The 19,256-nt window shown below is 56.9% G+C and carries 19 protein-coding genes; 7 read left to right on the top strand and 12 right to left on the bottom strand.

Annotated elements, in window-relative coordinates; genetic code table 11:
• Positions 1-19: 19 nt before the first annotated feature.
• From G163CM_RS19300 to tusA, 4 genes are all read right to left on the bottom strand, one after another.
• The gene (locus G163CM_RS19300; RefSeq protein WP_015962616.1) at positions 20-1,303 is read right to left on the bottom strand and encodes a TRAP transporter large permease; all 1,284 of its coding nucleotides are present in this window, start codon (positions 1,301-1,303) and stop codon (positions 20-22) included.
• A gap of 11 nt (positions 1,304-1,314) precedes the next feature.
• A complete protein-coding gene (locus tag G163CM_RS19295; protein WP_015962615.1) occupies positions 1,315-1,824 on the bottom strand; it encodes a TRAP transporter small permease in 510 nt (169 codons plus the stop codon).
• Between the two features lie 10 nt (positions 1,825-1,834).
• Positions 1,835-2,818, bottom strand: a complete 984-nt coding sequence (locus G163CM_RS19290) for a TRAP transporter substrate-binding protein (protein ID WP_231826002.1) — start codon at positions 2,816-2,818, stop codon at positions 1,835-1,837.
• Between the two features lie 186 nt (positions 2,819-3,004).
• Complete coding sequence (tusA, locus tag G163CM_RS19285) at positions 3,005-3,250, bottom strand: sulfurtransferase TusA (protein ID WP_015962613.1); 246 nt, start codon at positions 3,248-3,250, stop codon at positions 3,005-3,007.
• A gap of 199 nt (positions 3,251-3,449) precedes the next feature.
• Between tusA and G163CM_RS19280 the strand changes: the two genes are divergently transcribed.
• Positions 3,450-4,115 carry a 7-cyano-7-deazaguanine/7-aminomethyl-7-deazaguanine transporter gene (locus G163CM_RS19280; RefSeq protein WP_231826001.1) on the top strand — a complete coding sequence of 222 codons (666 nt, stop codon included), beginning with the start codon at positions 3,450-3,452 and terminating at the stop codon, positions 4,113-4,115.
• Between the two features lie 73 nt (positions 4,116-4,188).
• On the top strand, positions 4,189-4,746 hold the full coding sequence (locus G163CM_RS19275; protein ID WP_015962611.1) for a DcrB family lipoprotein: 558 nt from the start codon (positions 4,189-4,191) through the stop codon (positions 4,744-4,746).
• On the opposite strand, the gene G163CM_RS19270 is transcribed toward G163CM_RS19275, so the two are convergent.
• A complete protein-coding gene (locus tag G163CM_RS19270) occupies positions 4,747-5,967 on the bottom strand; it encodes an MFS transporter (protein ID WP_231826000.1) in 1,221 nt (406 codons plus the stop codon).
• A gap of 142 nt (positions 5,968-6,109) precedes the next feature.
• Here G163CM_RS19270 and G163CM_RS19265 point away from each other — a divergent pair, with 142 nt between their 5' ends.
• Positions 6,110-7,159 carry an AI-2E family transporter gene (locus G163CM_RS19265; RefSeq protein ID WP_231825999.1) on the top strand — a complete coding sequence of 350 codons (1,050 nt, stop codon included), beginning with the start codon at positions 6,110-6,112 and terminating at the stop codon, positions 7,157-7,159.
• Between the two features lie 3 nt (positions 7,160-7,162).
• Here the strand turns inward: G163CM_RS19265 and G163CM_RS19260 are convergent, their stop codons facing one another.
• The gene (locus G163CM_RS19260; RefSeq protein ID WP_041686150.1) at positions 7,163-7,672 is read right to left on the bottom strand and encodes a phenolic acid decarboxylase; all 510 of its coding nucleotides are present in this window, start codon (positions 7,670-7,672) and stop codon (positions 7,163-7,165) included.
• 96 nt (positions 7,673-7,768) lie between these two features.
• Here G163CM_RS19260 and G163CM_RS19255 point away from each other — a divergent pair, with 96 nt between their 5' ends.
• A complete protein-coding gene (locus G163CM_RS19255) occupies positions 7,769-8,629 on the top strand; it encodes a LysR family transcriptional regulator (protein ID WP_015962607.1) in 861 nt (286 codons plus the stop codon).
• 217 nt (positions 8,630-8,846) lie between these two features.
• Here the strand turns inward: G163CM_RS19255 and G163CM_RS19250 are convergent, their stop codons facing one another.
• From G163CM_RS19250 to G163CM_RS19230, 5 genes are all read right to left on the bottom strand, one after another.
• The gene (locus tag G163CM_RS19250; protein ID WP_231825998.1) at positions 8,847-9,971 is read right to left on the bottom strand and encodes an ABC transporter permease; all 1,125 of its coding nucleotides are present in this window, start codon (positions 9,969-9,971) and stop codon (positions 8,847-8,849) included.
• A complete protein-coding gene (rbbA, locus tag G163CM_RS19245; RefSeq protein WP_231825997.1) occupies positions 9,971-12,706 on the bottom strand; it encodes a ribosome-associated ATPase/putative transporter RbbA in 2,736 nt (911 codons plus the stop codon). The genes G163CM_RS19250 and rbbA overlap by 1 nt, the downstream gene beginning before the upstream one ends.
• Entirely contained in the window at positions 12,703-13,770 is a 1,068-nt protein-coding gene (locus G163CM_RS19240; RefSeq protein ID WP_231825996.1) for an HlyD family secretion protein, read from the bottom strand. Before G163CM_RS19240 ends, rbbA begins: the two co-directional genes overlap by 4 nt.
• Before the next feature lie 63 nt (positions 13,771-13,833).
• A complete protein-coding gene (locus G163CM_RS19235; RefSeq protein WP_231825995.1) occupies positions 13,834-13,971 on the bottom strand; it encodes a hypothetical protein in 138 nt (45 codons plus the stop codon).
• A 119-nt stretch (positions 13,972-14,090) separates the two neighbouring features.
• Complete coding sequence (locus G163CM_RS19230) at positions 14,091-14,996, bottom strand: LysR substrate-binding domain-containing protein (protein WP_231825994.1); 906 nt, start codon at positions 14,994-14,996, stop codon at positions 14,091-14,093.
• A gap of 131 nt (positions 14,997-15,127) precedes the next feature.
• Between G163CM_RS19230 and G163CM_RS19225 the strand changes: the two genes are divergently transcribed.
• From G163CM_RS19225 to G163CM_RS19215, 3 genes are read left to right on the top strand one after another with little or no spacing between them, the layout of a single operon-like run.
• Positions 15,128-16,138, top strand: a complete 1,011-nt coding sequence (locus tag G163CM_RS19225; RefSeq protein ID WP_189624052.1) for an aldo/keto reductase — start codon at positions 15,128-15,130, stop codon at positions 16,136-16,138.
• Positions 16,139-16,182: 44 nt separating this feature from the next.
• Positions 16,183-16,980: an SDR family NAD(P)-dependent oxidoreductase gene (locus G163CM_RS19220; RefSeq protein ID WP_231825993.1), complete on the top strand. Its 798-nt coding sequence runs from the start codon at positions 16,183-16,185 to the stop codon at positions 16,978-16,980.
• A gap of 34 nt (positions 16,981-17,014) precedes the next feature.
• Positions 17,015-17,431 (top strand): SRPBCC family protein, encoded by a 417-nt coding sequence (locus G163CM_RS19215; protein ID WP_231825992.1) that lies wholly within the window; start codon positions 17,015-17,017, stop codon positions 17,429-17,431.
• Between the two features lie 587 nt (positions 17,432-18,018).
• On the opposite strand, the gene G163CM_RS19210 is transcribed toward G163CM_RS19215, so the two are convergent.
• Positions 18,019-19,209, bottom strand: coding sequence for a BaiN/RdsA family NAD(P)/FAD-dependent oxidoreductase (locus G163CM_RS19210; RefSeq protein ID WP_231825991.1), 1,191 nt, complete (start codon positions 19,207-19,209; stop codon positions 18,019-18,021).
• Positions 19,210-19,256: the final 47 nt, after the last annotated feature.

Genomic DNA, 19,256 nt, shown 5'->3' with positions numbered 1-19,256 from the left:
GCAACAACGCGCACCAAACTCACATCCCCAATACCCCCGGCAACCATAGCGATATCGCCGGAACGTAGGTCACCAGCCCCAGCACCACCAACAGCATGCCGTAAAACGGCAGCATCGCTTTCACCACGCTTTCGATCTTCTGCTTACTCACCGCGCTGGCAACAAACAGCACCGAGCCCACCGGCGGGGTAATCAGGCCAATCCCCAGATTCACCATCATGATCATGCCAAAATGTACCGGGTCGATGCCCAACGCATTGGTCACCGGTAACAGCACCGGCGTCAGGATCAGGATAATCGGCGCCATATCCATCAAGGTACCAATCAGCAGCAGCATAATGTTCAGATACATCAAAATGACGTACTTGTTATCTGACAGCGACGTAAAGAACCCGGTGATACGCACCGGAAGCTGCATATAGGTCATCACCGCACCGAATGCGGCGGCAAAACCAATCAAAATCATCACGATACTGACGGTTTTTACCGTCCGGCACATCAGCTTCGGCAGCTCGCTCCACTTGTAATCACGGTAGATAAACATGGTCACGAAAAACGCCCACAGGCAGGCGACCGCCGCCGATTCTGTGGCGGTAAAAATCCCCGAGAGAATACCGCCGAGAATAATGACCACCGTCATCAGCCCCCACAGCGCATCAACGAAAATCTTCAGCGCCTGCTTAAACGGAATACGTTCCCCTTTCGGATAACCACGTTTGTGGGCAAAACCGAGGCACAGAATCATCAGGCACAACCCCAGCAACAGCCCAGGCAATACGCCCGCGATAAACAGCGAAGCGATAGAAACCGTGCCACCCGCCGCCAGTGAGTAAATGACCGAGTTATGGCTGGGCGGGATAAGAATCGCCTGCACCGAACCGCTCGCCGTCACCGCCGCCGCGTATTCGCGCGGGTAGCCTTTCTTTTCCATCTCCGGGATCATCACGCTGCCGATAGACGCCGTATCCGCCACCGATGAACCGGAAATCGCGCCGAAAAAGGTCGAGGCGACAATGTTCACCAGCGACAGCCCGCCGCGAATAAAGCCCACAAACAGATAGGCGAAATTGACCAACCGCCGGGCGATGCCACCCTCGGCCATAATCGCTCCCGCCAGAATGAAGAACGGGATCGCCAGCAGGGTAAACTTGTTCACCCCGCTGGTTATCTGAATCATTAATGCCTCCAGCGGCAGGTCAATCCACAGCGCGCCGGCAACGGCACTTAAGCCCACCGCGAACGCGACGGGCATTCCCACGGCCAACAGAATGGCGAGGGTGAAAAGCAAAATAAACGCATCCATCTTTCACCTCATTAACCGTGGTTACCGATGAGCACCACCGGGCGGTGTTCCTGCGAACCGAACAGCAGGCGCTCAATCACAAACAGAATCAGCACAGCGGAACCCACCGGCAGCGGCAGATAGCTCTCGCCGGAGGTCATCACCGGGAATTCCGCAACGGGCTGCTCCCACAGTTCGACACAGAGCCAGAAGCTGTACCAGAACATCAGCACGGTCACCAACAGCATCAGTAAGTCCACCAGTCGCGCCGCCGCTTTTTGCAGCGCAGCGGGCAGGCGGTCGGTGAGCATATTGACCGCGATATGCGACCCGGCGCGATAGCCCACCGCCGCGCCGATAAAGGTGAAAGTCACCATGCAGATTATGGCAATCGGCTCCGGCCAGGATTCGCCCCGGTTAAGCACATAGCGAGAAAAAATCCCCACCGGAATGACTATCGTCATCAGCAGCAGTGACAGCCCGGCAACCCACATCGCCAGCATGTAAAGCCGATCCATTGCGCGCGAAAAATGCTCTGACATAGGGCCTCCGCTACTGGACATCAGCAATGGCTTTCATCAGTTCCTGATGCTTTTCGCCGTACGCTTTACGCACCGGTTCCGTGGCCTGCACAAAGAAGGTTTTGTCGATTTCGTGGAACTGCACGCCGCCCGCTTTCATCTTCGCCAACGCCTGGTCGTTGTAGGCTTTCCACAGTTCACGCTGCTCCAGCTGCGCTTCATGGGCCAGGGTGATGATTTTTTGCCGATCGTCCGCGCTCAGTTTGTCCCACTTCACTTTCGAGTAGAGCAGCATTTCCGGGGTAATAAAGTGGCCGCTCAGGGTGTAGTTTTTGGCGACGGGCAGGTAGTTGTGGGCGATAAACGTCGGCGGGTTGTTCTCCGCACCGTCAATCACGCCCGTTTGCAGGCCGCTGTATACCTCACTCACGCCCATCGCCACCGAGTTCGCCCCCATATCCTTGAGTGTCGCCAGCGCAACCGGGCTGCCCTGCACGCGGATCTTCATGCCCTTGAGATCTTCCGCCTTCAGCACCGGCTCTTTGGTGATGAGATTACGCGTACCAGAATCCATCCAGCCAAGGAAGACCAGACGCGATTTCGGATTGTTAGTGAGCTTGTCGCCAATCTGCTTGCCGATGTCGCCGTCGATCACCTTATGCATATGATCTTCATCGCGAAAAACGTAGGGCAGCGTAAAGACTTCGATATCAGGCAAAATCGCCGCCACCGGAGCCATCGATACGCGGATCATGTCGATCGCCCCCATCTGCGCCTGCTCGATCATCTGCTTCTCATCGCCCAGCACGCCGCCGGGAAAGACTTTAATCTCAAGCTTGTCACCGGTTTGCTGTTTGAGTTTCTCCCCCATGTGCTGCACCGCCACCACGTTCGGGTAGCCTTCTGGGTGAACATCAGCGGCTTTGATCACTTGCGCCGAGGCGTAAGAGGTAAACAGGAGAGTGGCGGTTGAAAGGCACAAAGCGGCCACGAATGGCTTAACAGTCATCTTCATCGGTCGGCTCCAGCGGTATTTTTGCGGTAAGAGATAAAACGTTGTTTTAGTTTTCCGCTTAAAAACTAGACGGGAAGTGCGAGGTGGGCGGTGAGATAACTCACAAAAGAAACAATTTCGAAACGCGATTTTAACGATGTGATAACGATATTTCAGGGCAGATCACAGAATCTGCCCTGACAAAAACTAATGGCTTTTACGCAGCAGGTAGCGATACGGCAGAGTGTCGGTCTCTTTGGCAATCAGTTCATGTTCCATGAACGTGCAGAAACCCGGAATATCGCGGGTGGTTGCCGGGTCGTCGGCAATAATCAGCAGCGTTTCGCCCACGGGCATCGTGCGCACAGTTTTGCGCACCATCATCACCGGCTCCGGGCAACGGAGGCCAAGGGCATCTAAAGTATGGTTTGGGCTGGCGAACAGATCGGTCATTATGGTCTCACCGTAGAAAAATCGGCCTTAGTTTACGCCGTGATTTCTGTGACGCAAGTCAGGTTAACGATTGCGTGAAAAACAACCATTGCAATGACGCGCGGAAGCAGTATCATTCGCTCCCTTATCGCGCAGGTAACGATAAGAATACGAACAGTTTTATTGGGTTCCCTCACCCCAATTTCTAAAAAGGTACAATATGACTCCCTTTACATCCGTACAGCGCAAGCACGCGCTGGTTTGGCTATCGCTATTCCATTTGCTGGTGATTATCTCCAGTAACTACCTGGTGCAACTGCCGGTTTCTGTTTTTGGCTTCCACACCACCTGGGGCGCGTTCAGCTTTCCGTTTATTTTCCTCGCGACTGATCTCACCGTGCGCATCTTTGGCGCGCCGCTGGCTCGACGCATCGTTTTCGCAGTAATGATCCCCGCGCTGATGGTCTCCTACGCTGTTTCATCACTTTTCTATATGGGTGAATGGCAGGGCTTTGGCGCGCTGGCGAACTTCAACCTGTTTGTCGCCCGTATCGCCGCCGCCAGCTTTATGGCCTACGCGCTGGGGCAGATCCTTGACGTTCACGTCTTTAACCGCCTGCGCCAAAGCCGTCACTGGTGGCTTGCGCCAACGGCCTCGACGCTGTTCGGTAATATCAGCGATACGCTGGCCTTCTTCTTCATCGCCTTCTGGCGCAGTACCGACCCGTTCATGGCGCAGCACTGGGTGGAAATCGCACTGGTCGATTACTGCTTTAAAGTGCTGATCAGCATCATCTTCTTCCTGCCGATGTACGGCGTGCTGCTAAATATGCTGATGAAACGCCTGGCAGACAAATCCGATTTGTCAGCAATGCAGCCAGGTTAAAGGTTCGTTTTCCGAGTTGTGATAAGATGGGTGAATGAGCCGTTAATGGCCGTTTATCGAAAGGAAGAAGTCAATGCGCAAATTGGTGAAATACGTTGGTATTGGCCTGCTGGTTGCCGGGCTGGCAGCCTGTGACAACAGCGATACCAAAGCTCCGGCACAGGGTGCGGCGGCAGAGAGCAACGCCTCCGGGCAGCCGATTAACCTGCTGGATGGCAAGCTGAGCTTCTCATTACCCGCGGATATGACCGACCAGAGCGGAAAAATGGGCACCCAGAGCAACAATATGCATGTCTACTCTGATGCGACCGGGCAGAAAGCCGTGATCGTTATCGTGGGCGACAACACCGATGAAGACCTCGGCGTGATGGCGAAACGTCTGGAAGAGCAGCAGCGCAGCCGCGACCCGCAGTTGCAGGTCGTGACCAACAAATCCATTGAGGTGAAAGGCCACACGCTGCAACAACTGGACAGCATCATCTCTGCTAAAGGCCAGACCGCGTACTCTTCCGTTATCCTCGGCAAAATTGATGGCAAGCTGCTGACCATGCAGGTTACCCTGCCGGCAGATAATCAGCAGCAGGCGCAGACTGCCGCAGAGAACATCATCAATACTATCGTTATCAACTAATTAGTCTGCTGACGACGCGGCCTTCGGTTGTTCAACCGGAGGCCTTTTTTTTAGCCGCCACCCCAGCAGCAGCGCAATTGCCACCAGCCCGGCGGCAGCCAGGTAAATCGTCGATACCCCCATCCACGCCATCATCAGCCCGGCGAGCGGCCCGGTGATCCCGAGCGATAAATCCATAAACACCGTATAGGTAGCCAGCGCGGAACCCTGGTTTTGCTGCGGCACGGCCTTCACCGCCACTACGCCAAGCGCCGGGAACACCAGCGAGAAGCCTGCTCCCGCAAAGAAGGTGCCGATTTTCGCCACCAGTGGCGTGTCGGCGATGCCCACCAGCAGCAGGCCGATAATCTCGACCGTAAAGCAGAGCATCGCCACGTTCAGCCCGCCCAGACGGTTGATCCCGTTGGGGAACAGCAGACGCGTGCCGACGAACGCGCAGCTAAAGAGCGTGAGCGCAAAGGCCGCGCCGTCCCAGCCTTTGGCATCATAAAACAGCGTAATGAAGGTCGCGATAACGCCGAAGCCCGCCGAGGCCAGCGCCAGCGCCATGCCGTAGGGCCATACGCGACCGAGCACCGCGCGAAACGACATCACTTTACCCTTCGCCGCTTTCACTTCCGCACGCGGCAGCGCACAAATCACCGCCAGCGCGGCAACCGCCATAATCACCAGCGCCAGCCCGTGCAGGCCACCGTACTGATAACAGAGCACGCCGAGCGGCGCGCCCATCGCCATCGCCCCGTAGGTTACGATGCCGTTCCAGGAAATGACCCGCCCGATATGCAGCGAGCCCACCACGCCAACGCCCCACAGCGTGGAGCCGGTGCCGGCAAAGCTCTGACCAATTCCCAGAATCACGCGCCCCAGGCACAGCAGCACCAGGCTTACCATCGGCCAGCTACCGCCCATCGCCGCCAGTAAATAACTCAGGCCGCTGAGAAAACAGCCGCACAGACCAAACACCACAATTTTCTTCGGCCCAAGCTGGTCCGCGTAGCGCCCGGCATGGGGGCGACTTAACAGCGTGGCGAAGTATTGCAGGCTGATGACCAGCCCCGCCCAGAAGGCGCTAAAGCCCATGACATCATGGACATAGCCCGGCAGCACCGCGAGCGGCAGGCCGATGGTGAGATAGCTGGCGAAGTTGAAAATAACGACGGAAACGATGCGTAAATTGAGGCGAAAACCGCTGAGTTGCGCCCCATCTGCGGCGTCTGGCATGACAAACATCCGAATTTTAAAACGATGTTTTCATTATTGCATGCGCTGAAATTGAAGTCGCGTTTTTGCGCCGCGCACTTTCAGATAATAAGCCTGCCGCTTCGCACTACACTTAAGTGCGAACGATCAAAAGGAATTCGATATGACATCCCCACAGCCTGATAAAGCGGGCCTGCATATTTTACTCAAACTCGCCGCCCTGGTGGTGATCCTGGCCGGTATTCATGCCGCCGCCGATATTATCGTCCAGCTGCTGCTGGCACTCTTTTTCGCTATTGTACTTAACCCGTTGGTGAGGTGGTTTATGCGTCGGGGGGTTTCCCGCGCACTCGCCATCACCATTGTGATGATAGTGATGCTCTTCTTCCTTACGGCGCTGATGGCCGTACTCGCCTCATCGATCAATGACTTCATTGCCCTGATGCCGAGCTACAACAAAGAGCTCACCCGCAAGTTTATCGAGTTGCAGGAGATGCTACCGTTTCTGCATCTGCACGTTTCGCCGGAAAGATTACTCCAGCGAATGGATTCCGATAAGGTGATGACCCTGGCGACAGCCTTAATGACTCAACTTTCCGGGGCGATGACCAGCATCGTGCTGCTGATCATGACCGTGGTGTTTATGCTGTTCGAAGCTCGCCACGTTCCCTACAAAATGCGCTTTGCCCTCGTCAACCCGCAGGTGCATATCGCCGGGCTGCACCGTGCGTTAAAAGGGGTATCCCATTATCTGGCGCTCAAAACATTTATCAGCGTAATGACTGGCGTGATTGTCTGGCTCGGCCTGCTACTGCTCGATGTGCAGTTCGCGCTGATGTGGGGCGTGCTGGCGTTTTTGCTGAACTATATTCCCAACATTGGCTCGGTGATATCCGCTATTCCGCCGATGATTCAGGCGCTGCTGTTTAATGGCTATTACGAATGTTTAATGGTCGGCGCGCTGTTCCTGGTGGTGCACATGGTGTTGGGCAATATTCTGGAGCCACGCGTGATGGGGCATCGTCTGGGGATGTCGACGCTGGTGGTGTTCTTGTCGTTACTGATATGGGGATGGCTGCTGGGGCCGGTGGGTATGTTGCTGTCGGTGCCGCTGACCAGCGTCTGTAAAATCTGGATGGAAACCACAAAAGGCGGGAGCAAACTGGCGATACTGCTTGGCCCGGGGCGGCCCAAAAGCCGCCTGCCGGGCTAGTATTTAGCGCAGGTTTGCCGGGAAATCTTTCGGCAACTCACTGGCGGCACAGGCGATGACGCTGTCATCGTCCGGGCCGCAGTCGCGTACAAAGGTAATGGTCGCGAACTCATCAATTACTTCGGTCGGATAAGCCGGGCCTGCATCACGATATGAATTCATCAGTGGAATATGATCGTTCTGGAAGCAGACTGTTTTTTCCGGGTTGTTCATGATCCAGCGTGGGAAGAAGATAGTGCCGTGGAACAGTTTGTCGCCCAGGTTCACAATCAGACTAACGTCGGTACCGGTCGGTTCAGTCCATGAAATTTTGTAGATGCTTTCCCCGACACGCACGATGTATGCCTGCTGGTCTTTAACCCAACGATTCCCCACCAGACCGCTGTGAATGCGGTAATCAAGGGTGTTGGCGTTTTTGACGTAAATCTCATAGTTCCAGCCGTTATCGTAGGTGTAAACCAGGTGTTTACCGATAAAACCACTCAAATCATTTTTATCAAAGCTGCTCATAATTCGTTCTCCTCTTTTCGATGGAGTTATCTTATTGCTTTAAAATATGAATGAATAACGCTATGTTTGAATGAAATTCATCTAAATTTTAAATCAATCATGCATAAGACAACGCTTGAGCAGTGGGCGCTCCTCGAAAAAGTAGTTGAAGCGGGTAGCTTTGCCAAAGCCGCAGAAGAGACGCATCGCAGCCAGTCGTCGGTAAGTTACAACTTGTCGCTTCTCCAGGAGCGGTTAGGCGTTGCGCTGCTGGTGCCGGAAGGCCGCCGCGCAGTGCTGACGCCCGCAGGCGAACTGCTGCTGAGTCAGGTAAAACCCTTATTGAAAGCCTTTTCCTGGGTCGAAACCCGCGCCGCCACGCTGCGCGACGGCATGCGTACGCGGTTAAATCTGGTGGTGGACAGCATCTTCCCGCGTAAACGGCTGTTTGCGATTTTGCGCCAGTTTCAGCAGCATTACCCGCAAACGCAGGTGCGGCTAACGGAAGTGCTGGAGAACAGCACCGACAGTGACGCCGTGCAGGCGGAAGCGGATGTGATGGTACTGACGCGACGCCAGGACATTACCGGGCGTGGCGAATGGCTGATGAATATCGATTTCATCGCCGTCGCCCACCGTGACCACCCGCTGTTTCATCAGGATGCGCCGTTCAGCGATGAGATGCTGCGTAACTGGCCGCTCATTCGTATCGCCGACCATGACAGCGCACGCCAGCCGGGCAACGATGCGTGGACGTTTTCAACGATTGATGCGGCGATTGATGCGGTGATGTATCAGGTGGGCTATGGCTGGTTACCGGAGGAGCGTATACAGCGACTGCTGGAACAGGGCGTGTTGAAGCCTTTACCGCTCGACCACGGCGCGCGTCGCGCCACGCCGCTGCATTTGATTGTGAAACAGGATCTCGCCCCGCTGGATGAGCAGGTTGAGACGCTGCTGCGGTTGTTTGGCGAGGGCTAGGGAACTACGGTGCAGGGAAATGCCGGATGGCGCTGCGCTTATCCGGCCTACGAATTCATTGACGACTTTCGCCATCCGGCAGCATTCATTAACGCTCGTATGTTCCCGTAGGCCGGATAAGGTGTAGCCGCCATCCGGCAAACCCCGCCACCGCATCCATCAATGCTCGCACGTTCCAGTAGGCCGGATAAGCGCAGCGCCATCCGGCAACCCCAGGCTACGCCATCGTCCCAATCGTCTTCCTGAACCGCAGCAGGGCAATCATAAAAAACACCCCGCCAATCGCCAGCAGCGTGACAAACTGCGGCCAGACAATATCAAACCCGGCGCCGCGATAGAGAATCGCCTGCGCCAGGCTGACAAAATGGGTTGTCGGCATCGACAGCATTATGTCCTGCACCATTTGCGGCATACTTTCACGCGGCGTCGAGCCGCCGGAGAGCATCTGCAACGGCAACAGCACCAGAATCATCAACAGCCCCAGTTGCGGCATCGAGCGCGCCACCGTGCCCATGAAAATCCCGATAGACGTAGTGGCAAACAGACTTAACGCCACGCCGAGCATAAACAGCGGGATCGATCCTTCAATCGGCACGCCCAGCACGCCCTGCACCATCAGCACCAACGACAATCCGGACACCACCAGCACAACCAGCCCCATCGACCAAATCTTAGCCATCATGATTTCAAACGGCGTAATCGGCATCACCAGCAAATGCTCAACGGTGCCGTGCTCGCGCTCGCGGATAAGCGCCGAGCCCGTCAGCACAATCGCCAGCATGGTGATGTTGTTGATAATCGCCATCACCCCGCCGAACCACGCCGGTTCAAGGTTTGGGTTAAAACGCATCCGCGTCTCCAGCGCCACCAGCGGCTCGCTGTTATCGCGATAGCGCGCGACAAAACTGTTCACCTCACCGTTGATAATGCTCTGGATGTAGCTGTTGCCGGTAAACGCCTGGCTCATGCGCGTGGCATCAACGTTCACCTGAATATCCGGCTGACGCCCGGCCAGCACATCACGCTGAAAATTGGGCGGGATGTTCACCGCGAAGGTATAGCGCCCGGCATCCAGCCCGGCGTCCATTTCATCGGCGGTGATCATCTCCGGTGGCAGGAACCACGGGCGGTAGAAGCTGTTCACAATACGGTTAGAAAGCTGCGACTGGTCCATATCCGCGATAGCAATCGGCGCCAGATGCAGCGACCCCGGCGTGACCGTCGCCGACGAATAAACCGACAGCGTAAAGGCAAACACAATCAGCGCCAGCATCGCTTTATCGCCCAGCAGGCTGCGCAGCTCCTTGATGCCCAGGTTATAAATATTGCGTAATCGGCGCATCATCCCTCCTGTTTTTTCAGCAGCAGCACGCTCAGGCCAATCACCAGCGGCACAGCAATCAGCAGCGGAATGAACAGCGGCCAGAGATCGCCCAGATCCAGCGCCTTCGAAAACGTCCCGCGCGCGATGGTCAGGAAATGGCTGGTCGGGTAGATCTCGCCGATCCACCGCCCCGGCCCTTCCAGCGACGCCACCGGATCGATCATCCCGGAGAACTGCGTCGCCGGAATCAGCGTAATGATCGAGGTGCCAAAAATGGCAGCGATCTGGCTTTTCATAAAGGTGGAAATCAGCAGCCCCATCCCGGTGGCGATGGTGACATACAGCAGCGCCGCCAGCGTCAGAGTGAGGAAACTGCCTTTGTGTTCAACGCCAAACACAAACACCGACAACGCACAAAGCAGGAAGAAGTTGAGCATCCCCAGCACGATGTAGGGCAACTGCTTGCCGAGCAGGAACTCGCTCCGTGTCGTCGGCGTAACGTAGAGGTTGATGATCGACCCCAGCTCTTTTTCACGCACCACGCTTAACGCGCTGAGCATGGAAGGGATCATCATCAGCAGCAGTGGAATAACCGCAGGCACAATCGCCGGAAGGCTTTTCACATCCGGGTTATAGCGATAGCGGGTTTCGATGGTCATCAGGCCGTTCTGCGCGTTTGACGTCGGCTGGCGGCTGGCGACGTCCTGTAGCCAGGTCTGGTGCATCGCCTGCACGTAACCCTGCACCGTTTCCGCCCGGCTCGGCATCGCGCCATCTACCCAGACGCCAATTTTCACCGGCGTACCGCGCGCGATATCACGGCCAAAGTTAGGCGGAATTTCAATCGCCACCGCCACGTCGCCTGCCCGCATTCGTTTATCCAGCTCATCATAGCTGGTGAGCGGCGGCTGTTCGATAAAGTAGCGAGAACCGGCGAGATTAAGCGTCCATTCCTGGCTGCTCATGGTCTGGTCGCGATCGAGTACGGCAAAGCGCAGGTTTTCGACGTCCATGCTGATGCCGTAACCCATGATCAGCATCAGAATCACCGTGCCGAGCATCGCTAGCGTCGAGCGTACCGGGTCGCGCCGCAGTTCCAGCGCTTCCCGGCGGCTATAGCTAAACAGGCGGCGCAGGCTGAACCCCTGACGCGGCGGTGGTGGCGCTTCATGCGTCACCGGGATGTCGTCTGGTGGCGGCGCCTGCGGCGCAGGGCCGGACGCTTCCTGGAGCCAGGCGATAAACGCCTCTTCCAGATTCGCCGCGCCACGGCGCGCAACCAGTTCCTGCGGCGTGCCGCTAGCCAGCACTTTGCCCGCGTGCATCAGCGACATGCGGTCGCAGCGCTCCGCTTCGTTCATAAAGTGGGTGGAGATGAAAATAGTGACTTTATCCTGCCGCGACAAATCAACCATCAGTTGCCAGAACATATCGCGCGCCACCGGATCCACGCCGGAGGTCGGTTCATCAAGAATCAACATTTCCGGGCGATGGATCACCGCTACCGCCAGCGACAAACGCTGGCGAATGCCCAGCGGCAGCGAGGCGGGCAGCGCGTCCTCGACGTCGGTGAGCATAAAGCGATCGCTCATTTCCGCGACGCGCGCCGGGATTTCCGCTTCGGGAATATGAAACAGGCGAGCGTGAAGCTCCAGGTTTTGCCGTACGGTGAGTTCACTGTAGAGCGAGAACGCCTGCGACATATACCCCACACGGCGGCGGGTTTCGATATCGTTCGGGTCAACGGGCTGGCCGAACAGCCAGGCCTCACCTTCGCTGGCAGGCAACAGGCCGGTGAGCATCTTCATGGTGGTCGATTTACCGCAGCCGTTGGAGCCGAGAAAACCAAAAATCTCGCCGCGCGGAATACGAAAATTCACATGATCGACCGCGACAAAATCGCCGAAACGCATGGTGAGATCGCGCGCTTCAATGGCGATTTCTGCATTTTCTGCCTGATACGGCGGAATGACGACCGGTTTATGCGCCTGCCGCTGCGCCTCTGGCAACAGGGCGATAAATGCCTGCTCCAGCGTCTCGCTGCCGGTTTTATCCCGTAGCTGTTGCGCGCTGCCCGTCGCCATCACTTCCCCGGCGTTCATCGCCACCAGCCAGTCGAAGCGCTCTGCTTCTTCCATGTATGCGGTCGCGACCAGCACGCTCATGTTGCTTTGTCGTTCGCGGATGCTGTCGATCAGATCCCAGAACTGCGCGCGCGAAAGCGGGTCAACGCCGGTTGTGGGTTCATCGAGGATCAGCAGTTCCGGGTCGTGGATCAACGCGCAGCACAGCCCCAGCTTTTGCTTCATCCCACCAGAAAGCTTCCCGGCGGGGCGATCGCGGAACGGGGCCAGCCCGGTGCTGTTCAGCAGTTCGCTGATCCGCGCTTCACGCTCCGCTTTGTTGTGGCCAAACAGGCGCGCGAAAAAATCGACGTTTTCATACACCGACAGCGTGTGATAGAGGTTTTTGCCCAGCCCCTGCGGCATCCAGGCGATACGCGGGCAGACATCGCGGCGGTGCGCCGCATCGCGCATATCGCCGCCGAGCACCATCACATTGCCCTGCTCAATCACCCGCGCGCCGGAAATCAGCGACAGCAGGCTCGATTTGCCCACACCGTCCGGGCCAATCAACCCCACCATGCAGCGTGAGGGAATGTTCAGCGTAATGTTCTTTAACGCCACCGTCGCGCCGTAACGCTGGCCGACGCCTTCAAGCTGCGCGACAGGTTCCCGTACCTGGCCGCTCATTGCGGCAGCCTCACCACCAGGTCATCCGGCCAGGGTTGCTGTTCATCCAGACGCACCCACGCCATCCCCGGCAGCCCGGTTTTCACATACTCCAGATGCTGTTGCAGCAATTCCTGCGGTATGCGCGCTTTCACGCGGAACATCAGTTTGAGCCGCTCATCGCGGGTTTCCACAGTTTTTGGCGTGAACTGGGCGACGCTCGCCACAAAACTGATGGTCGCCGGCACGCGCAAATCAGGCGCAGCATCAAGCACCAGACGCGCTTCCCCGCCAATCTTCAGTAAACCCGCCTGCTCGGTCGGCAGGAAGAAGGTCATATATACATCGCTGAGATCGACCATATTGAGCACCCGGCCGCCCGCCGCCAGCACTTCGCCCGGCTCAGCAACGCGATACTGCACACGCCCGTCGCGCGGGGCTTTCAGTTCGCTATCGTCGATATCGGCCTGAATGCGCCGCTCGGTAGCCTGCGCCGCTTCGACGCGGGTTTGTGCCTGAATGATATTGGTGCGCGCCGCTTCAATCGCCGCGTTAGACGCCGAAACCTGCGCCTTTGCCGACTCCAGCGCCGCACGCGCGCTCTCTGCCGCCGCGCGATCGTCATCTAACTGCTGGGCAGACACCGCGCCACGCGTCGATAGCGTCTGCGAACGGGTATGACGTTTAGAGACGGATGCCAGCTCGGCATCACGCTGCTTCACCACCGCCTGAGCCGCACGCATCTCGCTCTGACGCTGCTCCAGCAAGGCTCGCGCAGCCGCGACCGCGCTTTCCGCTTCTTTAATTTGCGCGATAGCTTCCTGGCGTTGCTCCTGAAGCACGCGGGTATCCATCTTCGCCAGCACCTCGCCCTGACGCACAAACTGCCCTTCCGATACCAGAATAGTGTCGATGCGTCCGGCTATTTTGGTGGCGATATCCACTTCCGTGGCCTCGATTCTGCCATTGCTGGCGGCGAAACCGTCCGGCACGCCTGCGGGGCGTAGCATCCACCACGCCACGGCAGCCACCACCACCACAATGCCAACGATCCACCACGTCAAATGACGCTTAATATTGTCCATACTCGACCCGCCATAATCCCTGTTAGCTAACCACGCGTGTCACAATGCGCGCCGAACACGCGTTCAGCGACGATTCCCCTCCGGGATAAGAAGGAAAGAAGAGAGAGAGCCAGACGGTGTACAGGCGTCGGGATGACGCTCACCGTAAAGGAGAGTGCTGGATGAAGGTGTTGCGAAATCGGGTAGTAATGTTGTCATCATCAGCGTTCCTGGCCGTAAATGAAACACGCGTACTCATTGATACTGTCAATGTGATAGTAACACCTGATTTTTGTATGTCTATTGTGTTCTTTTGGCAGCATCCTTGCTGCTTTGGGTTATCAGACGGTCGCGGCAGTAGGGTTGGCGCGCAGAATTTCCCGGAAGTGCGAGACCAGCGGGCGCTGATTCGCTTTATGCCAGGCGGCCCACAACTGAGTGGAGTAGTGCATCCAGGGCAGCTCACGCAGTACCACGCCTTCCGGCGCATTATGGCGCAGACTGTGCTGAATCAGCGCCAGCCCCAGCCCGGCAGCCACAAGCCCCAGCGCAGTTAATGGCTCTCCCGCTTCCAGACGGATATCCGGGTTAAACCCAGCCTTCACGCAGGCCGCCACAAAACCATCACGCGAATGTGCGTCATCATTATGGACAACCGCAATCCACTCCTGCTCAGCCAGTTGTTCCGGGCGTAACGTATCGAGCAACGCCAGCGGATGGTTCTGCGGTAACGCCAGCAGCATTCTGTCATCAAGTACCTGAATATATTCCAGATCCTGCTCACCTTCTGTCGGCGGCGCATCCACCAGCGAAAAATCCAGGCTACGTTGACGCAGCCCTTCAATTTGCGTAGCCGGGGGCTGGCTGTAGAGCGCGATATGCACATCCGGGCGAGACTGACGTAATGTGCGCAGGGCAGTGGAAAGTACGCCGGAGTGCATCGCGTTCTCTATAAAACCAATACACAGTCCGCCATCTTCACCACGCCCCAGACGCTTCCCAAGCGACTCCAGGCGCGTGGCATGCGTTAACAGCGAGCGCGTCTCCGCCAGAAACGTCTGCCCATCCGCCGTCAGGCGAATACGCTGCTGGTTACGCTCAAATAGCATCAGCCCAAGACGCTCCTCCAGTTGCGCTATCTGACGGCTGAGCGGCGATTGCGAGATATGCAACCGCTCTGCCGCACGCCCGACATGTTCCTCTTCCGCCACTGCGACGAAGTATTTCAATTGTCGTAAATCGATCATGTTAGACCTCAAAGGACTCAAGTTAGACTAATTATGTCCTATCAAGTCACAACCTGGCAAGGTAATGTGATCAGCGTCACAGGACGAGAGCGAAAACGCCCTTCCTGTATTCCAGATAAAGAGGACATCTTATGAGCATTAAAAATCTGTTACCTGCAAACATCGGTTTTGGCGGCGCACCGCTGGGCAATATGTTCCGTGCTATTCCGCAAGAAGAAGCGCTGGCTACCGTTAAAGAAGCCTGGGACCTGGGCGTTCGTTATTTTGATACCGCGCCGTTATACGGTTCCGGCCTTTCTGAAATTCGCATGGGTGAAGCGCTGTCACAGTATCCACGTGATGAATATGTACTGAGCACCAAAGTCGGCCGCATCATGCTGGACGAAATGGAAGATCCGGCAAACCGTGATTTCGGTGAGAAAGGCGGGCTTTTCGAGCACGGCCTGAAAAACAAAATTCTCAACGACTATTCCGCCGACGCCACCATGCGTTCGATTGAAGACAGCCTGAAACGTTTGAAAACGGACCGTATTGATATCGTCTGGATCCACGATCCTGCACAAGATTTTTACGGCGACAACTGGCTGGAGCAGTTCAACATTGCCCGTACCGGTGCTTTCCGCACGCTGTCGCGTCTGCGTGATGAAGGCGTCATCAAAGCCTGGGGGCTGGGCGTTAACCGCGTTGAGCCGCCAGAATTAACGCTGGCACTGGATGAACCGCAGCCCGATGCCTTCCTGCTGGCGGGCCGCTACTCGCTGCTTGACCACTCGCGCGCATTGCAGCGTTTGATGCCGGAAGCGCTGGAACAGAATGTCGATATCGTGGTCGGTGGCCCTTACAGCTCTGGTGTTATGGCGGGCGGCGATTACTTTGAATACCAGAAAGCATCCCCTGAAATGCGTCAGAAAGTTGCAAAAATTCAGTCAATTGCTGCGCAGTTCAACGTCAATGTGAAGGCTGCGGCACTGCAGTTCGCGCTGGCAAACCCGGCTGTTGCTGCCGTCATTCCTGGCTCCAGCCGTCCTGGCCGCATGGCTGAAGACCTGGCCGCACTGAAAGCCACTATCCCGGCAGCTTTCTGGGAAGAGATGCGCCGACAGAATCTGGTTGCCGAAAACGCACCACTGCCAATCCGTTAACCCTCACGGGGCCGCAAGGCCCCAATAACGCGACGAGAAAATATATGAAACTTGATCTTACCGGCAAAGTCGCCGTGGTGAGCGGCTCAGCCTCGGGCATTGGCCTTGGGATCGCAACAGGTTTAGCCAAAACGGGCGCGACCGTGGTGGTAGTTGGCCGTAAACAGGATGGCGTCACTCGTGCCATGGAAAGCATCACCGCACAGGTTCCCGATGCCGCGTTACGCGGTGTGGTTGCCGACCTGGCGACGGCTGACGGTGCCGACGCATTGTTTGCCGCGGTACCTGAAGCCGACGTACTGGTGAATAACCTTGGCATTTTCAATGACAACGACTTTTTCACTGTACCCGACAGCGAGTGGACACAGTTCTACAGCACGAATGTGCTCTCTGGCGTACGCCTGTCCCGGCACTATGCCGCCACCATGGCGAAGCAAGGCTGGGGACGCATTATTTTTGTCTCTTCCGAGTCTGGCGTCGCTATCCCTGGCGACATGATCAACTACGGCGTGACGAAAGCGGCCAACCTCGCCGTTTCACACGGTCTGGCCAAACGACTGGCTGGCACTGGCGTCACCGTTAACGCCATTTTACCTGGGCCAACGTTTACCGATGGCCTGCAGGCAATGCTCGCCGACGCAGCAAAACAGTCAGGCCGTAGCCTGCGCGATCAGGCCGATGAATTTGTGAAGTCCTCGCGCCCAAGCTCAATCATCCAGCGCGCGGCGGATGTCGAAGAAGTCGCGAATCTGGCCGTATACCTGGCATCACCGCTTTCATCGGCAACAACGGGCGCCGCCCTGCGCGTCGATGGCGGTGTCGTCGACACCTTAACAATGTAACCCTAATAAATTGAAAACTAAGAGAGAAAATATCATGGCTAAAACACTGGTCTCTATTGAAATCCCGGCATCCGCCGATGACATCTGGCAGTTAATGGGTGGCTTCGACACCCTACCTGACTGGCTGCCGTTCATCCCAAAAAGCGTCATTTCTGAAGGTGGGCGCGTTCGCTCGCTGACCACCTCTGATGGCGGTACCGTCATTGAGCGCCTGGAAGCGTTCGACAACCGTCAGCGGAGCTATACCTACTCCATTATTCAGGCGCCGTTCCCGGTGGTGGATTATCTGTCGACGATCACCGTCGTTGCCACTGACGATAGCCGAATTTCCCGCGTGGAGTGGTCAGGAGAATTTACGCCGGTTAACGTTTCTGACGCCGAGGCTGAAGCGCTGTTTACCGGTATCTATCAGGATGGATTGGTGGCGCTGAAAAACAATTTTCACGCATAACGACAAAGCGCCGGAAAATCCGGCGCTTTCTGCCTGATGGCGCTTCGCTTATCAGGCCTACGGAGTTTGTGCCCTTGTAGGCCGGGCAAGCGCAGCGCCCCCGGCGCTTTCTGCCTGATGCGCTTCGCTTATCAGGCCTACGGATTTGTGCCCCTGTAGGCCGGGCAAGCGCAGCGCCCCCGGCGCTTTCTGCCTGATGGCGCTTCGCTTATCAGGCCTACGGAGTTTGCGCCCTTGTAGGCCGGGCAAGCGCAGCGCCCCCGGCGCTTTCTGCCTGATGGCGCTTCGCTTATCAGGCCTACGGAGTTTGTGCCCTTGTAGGCCGGGCAAGCGCAGCGCCCCCGGCGCTTTCTGCCTGATGGCGCTTCGCTTATCAGGCCTACGGAGTTTGTGCCCCTGTAGGCCGGGCAAGCGCAGCGCCCCCGGCGCTTTCTGCCTGATGCGCTTCGCTTATCAGGCCGACGGAGTTTGTGCCCTTGTAGGCCGGGCAAGCGCAGCGCCCCCGGCGCTTTCTGCCTGATGCGCCTCGCTGATCAGGCCTACGGATTTGTGCCCCTGTAGGCCGGGCAAGCGCAGCGCCCCCGGCGTTATTCGCCTAACGCCTGCGCGCAGGCCCAGGCGCTTGACCATGCCCACTGGAAGTTATAGCCGCCCAGCCAGCCGGTGACATCCATCACTTCGCCAATGAAATACAGCCCCGGCACCTTGCGCGCTTCCATGGTTCGGGAAGAGAGTTCGTTGGTATCCACACCGCCCAGCGTCACTTCCGCCGTGCGATACCCTTCCGTGCCGTTAGGCTGTACGCGCCATTCGGTTAAGGTTTCCACCAACGTTTGCTGATCGCGCACATTCAACTGCTTTAACGTGACATCCGGAATCTGCCCCAACTGCTGTAAACACTCCACCAGACGTTTCGGCAGATGCATTGCCAGGGTATTTTTCAGGCTCTGATTCGGGTGCTCCACGCGCTGCGCATCAAGGAATTCGGCAAGGTCGATATCCGGCAACAGGTTAATGGTGACAAACTCGCCAGGCTGCCAGTAGCTGGAAATCTGCAACACCGCCGGGCCGGAGAGGCCGCGATGCGTAAACAGCAGGCTTTCACGGAAAACGGTGCCGTCTTCTGCGCTAATAACAGAAGGAACGGAAACACCGGAGATAGTTTGAGAAACATCCAGCATCGGTTTGTGCAACGTGAAAGGCACCAGCCCCGCGCGAGTTGGCAGAACCTTCAGGCCAAACTGTTCAGCTATTTTGTAACCAAATGGCGATGCGCCAAGACCCGGCATTGATAATCCACCGCTGGCAATCACCAGTTTTTTCGTGGTGACCGTTTCACCGTTGAGTTGCAGGCTAAAGCCCTCTTCATCACGCTCAACGCTCAATACCTCGCTGCGCAGGCGTGTCGTAACGTTGCCTTTTGCACACTCGTCCACCAGCAGCTTGACGATTTGCTCGGCAGAATCATCGCAAAAAAGTTGCCCCAGCGTCTTCTCATGCCAGGCGATGCCGTGTTTTCCGACGAGGTCGATGAAATCCCACTGGGTGTAGCGCGCCAGCGCAGATTTGCAAAAATGCGGGTTTTGGCTGAGATATGCCGCCGGTTCGACATAAAGATTAGTAAAGTTGCAGCGGCCACCGCCGGACATCAAAATCTTGCGTCCCGGCTTCTTACCGTTATCCAGCAGCAGCACGCGCAGGCCCGCCTGCCCGGCCTGCGCGGCACAAAACATTCCTGCGGCACCTGCCCCAATTACAATGGCATCAAACCTTTCCACGCACTATCCTCAACTTAGAGATTGTCGGGAAGTGTAAATTTTTCATG

Source organism: Pseudocitrobacter corydidari, assembly GCF_021172065.1.
Classification (GTDB): Bacteria; Pseudomonadota; Gammaproteobacteria; order Enterobacterales; family Enterobacteriaceae; genus Pseudocitrobacter; species Pseudocitrobacter corydidari.
Note: the sequence above shows the minus strand (reverse complement) of the source record. Positions and strands in the feature narration are given on the sequence as shown.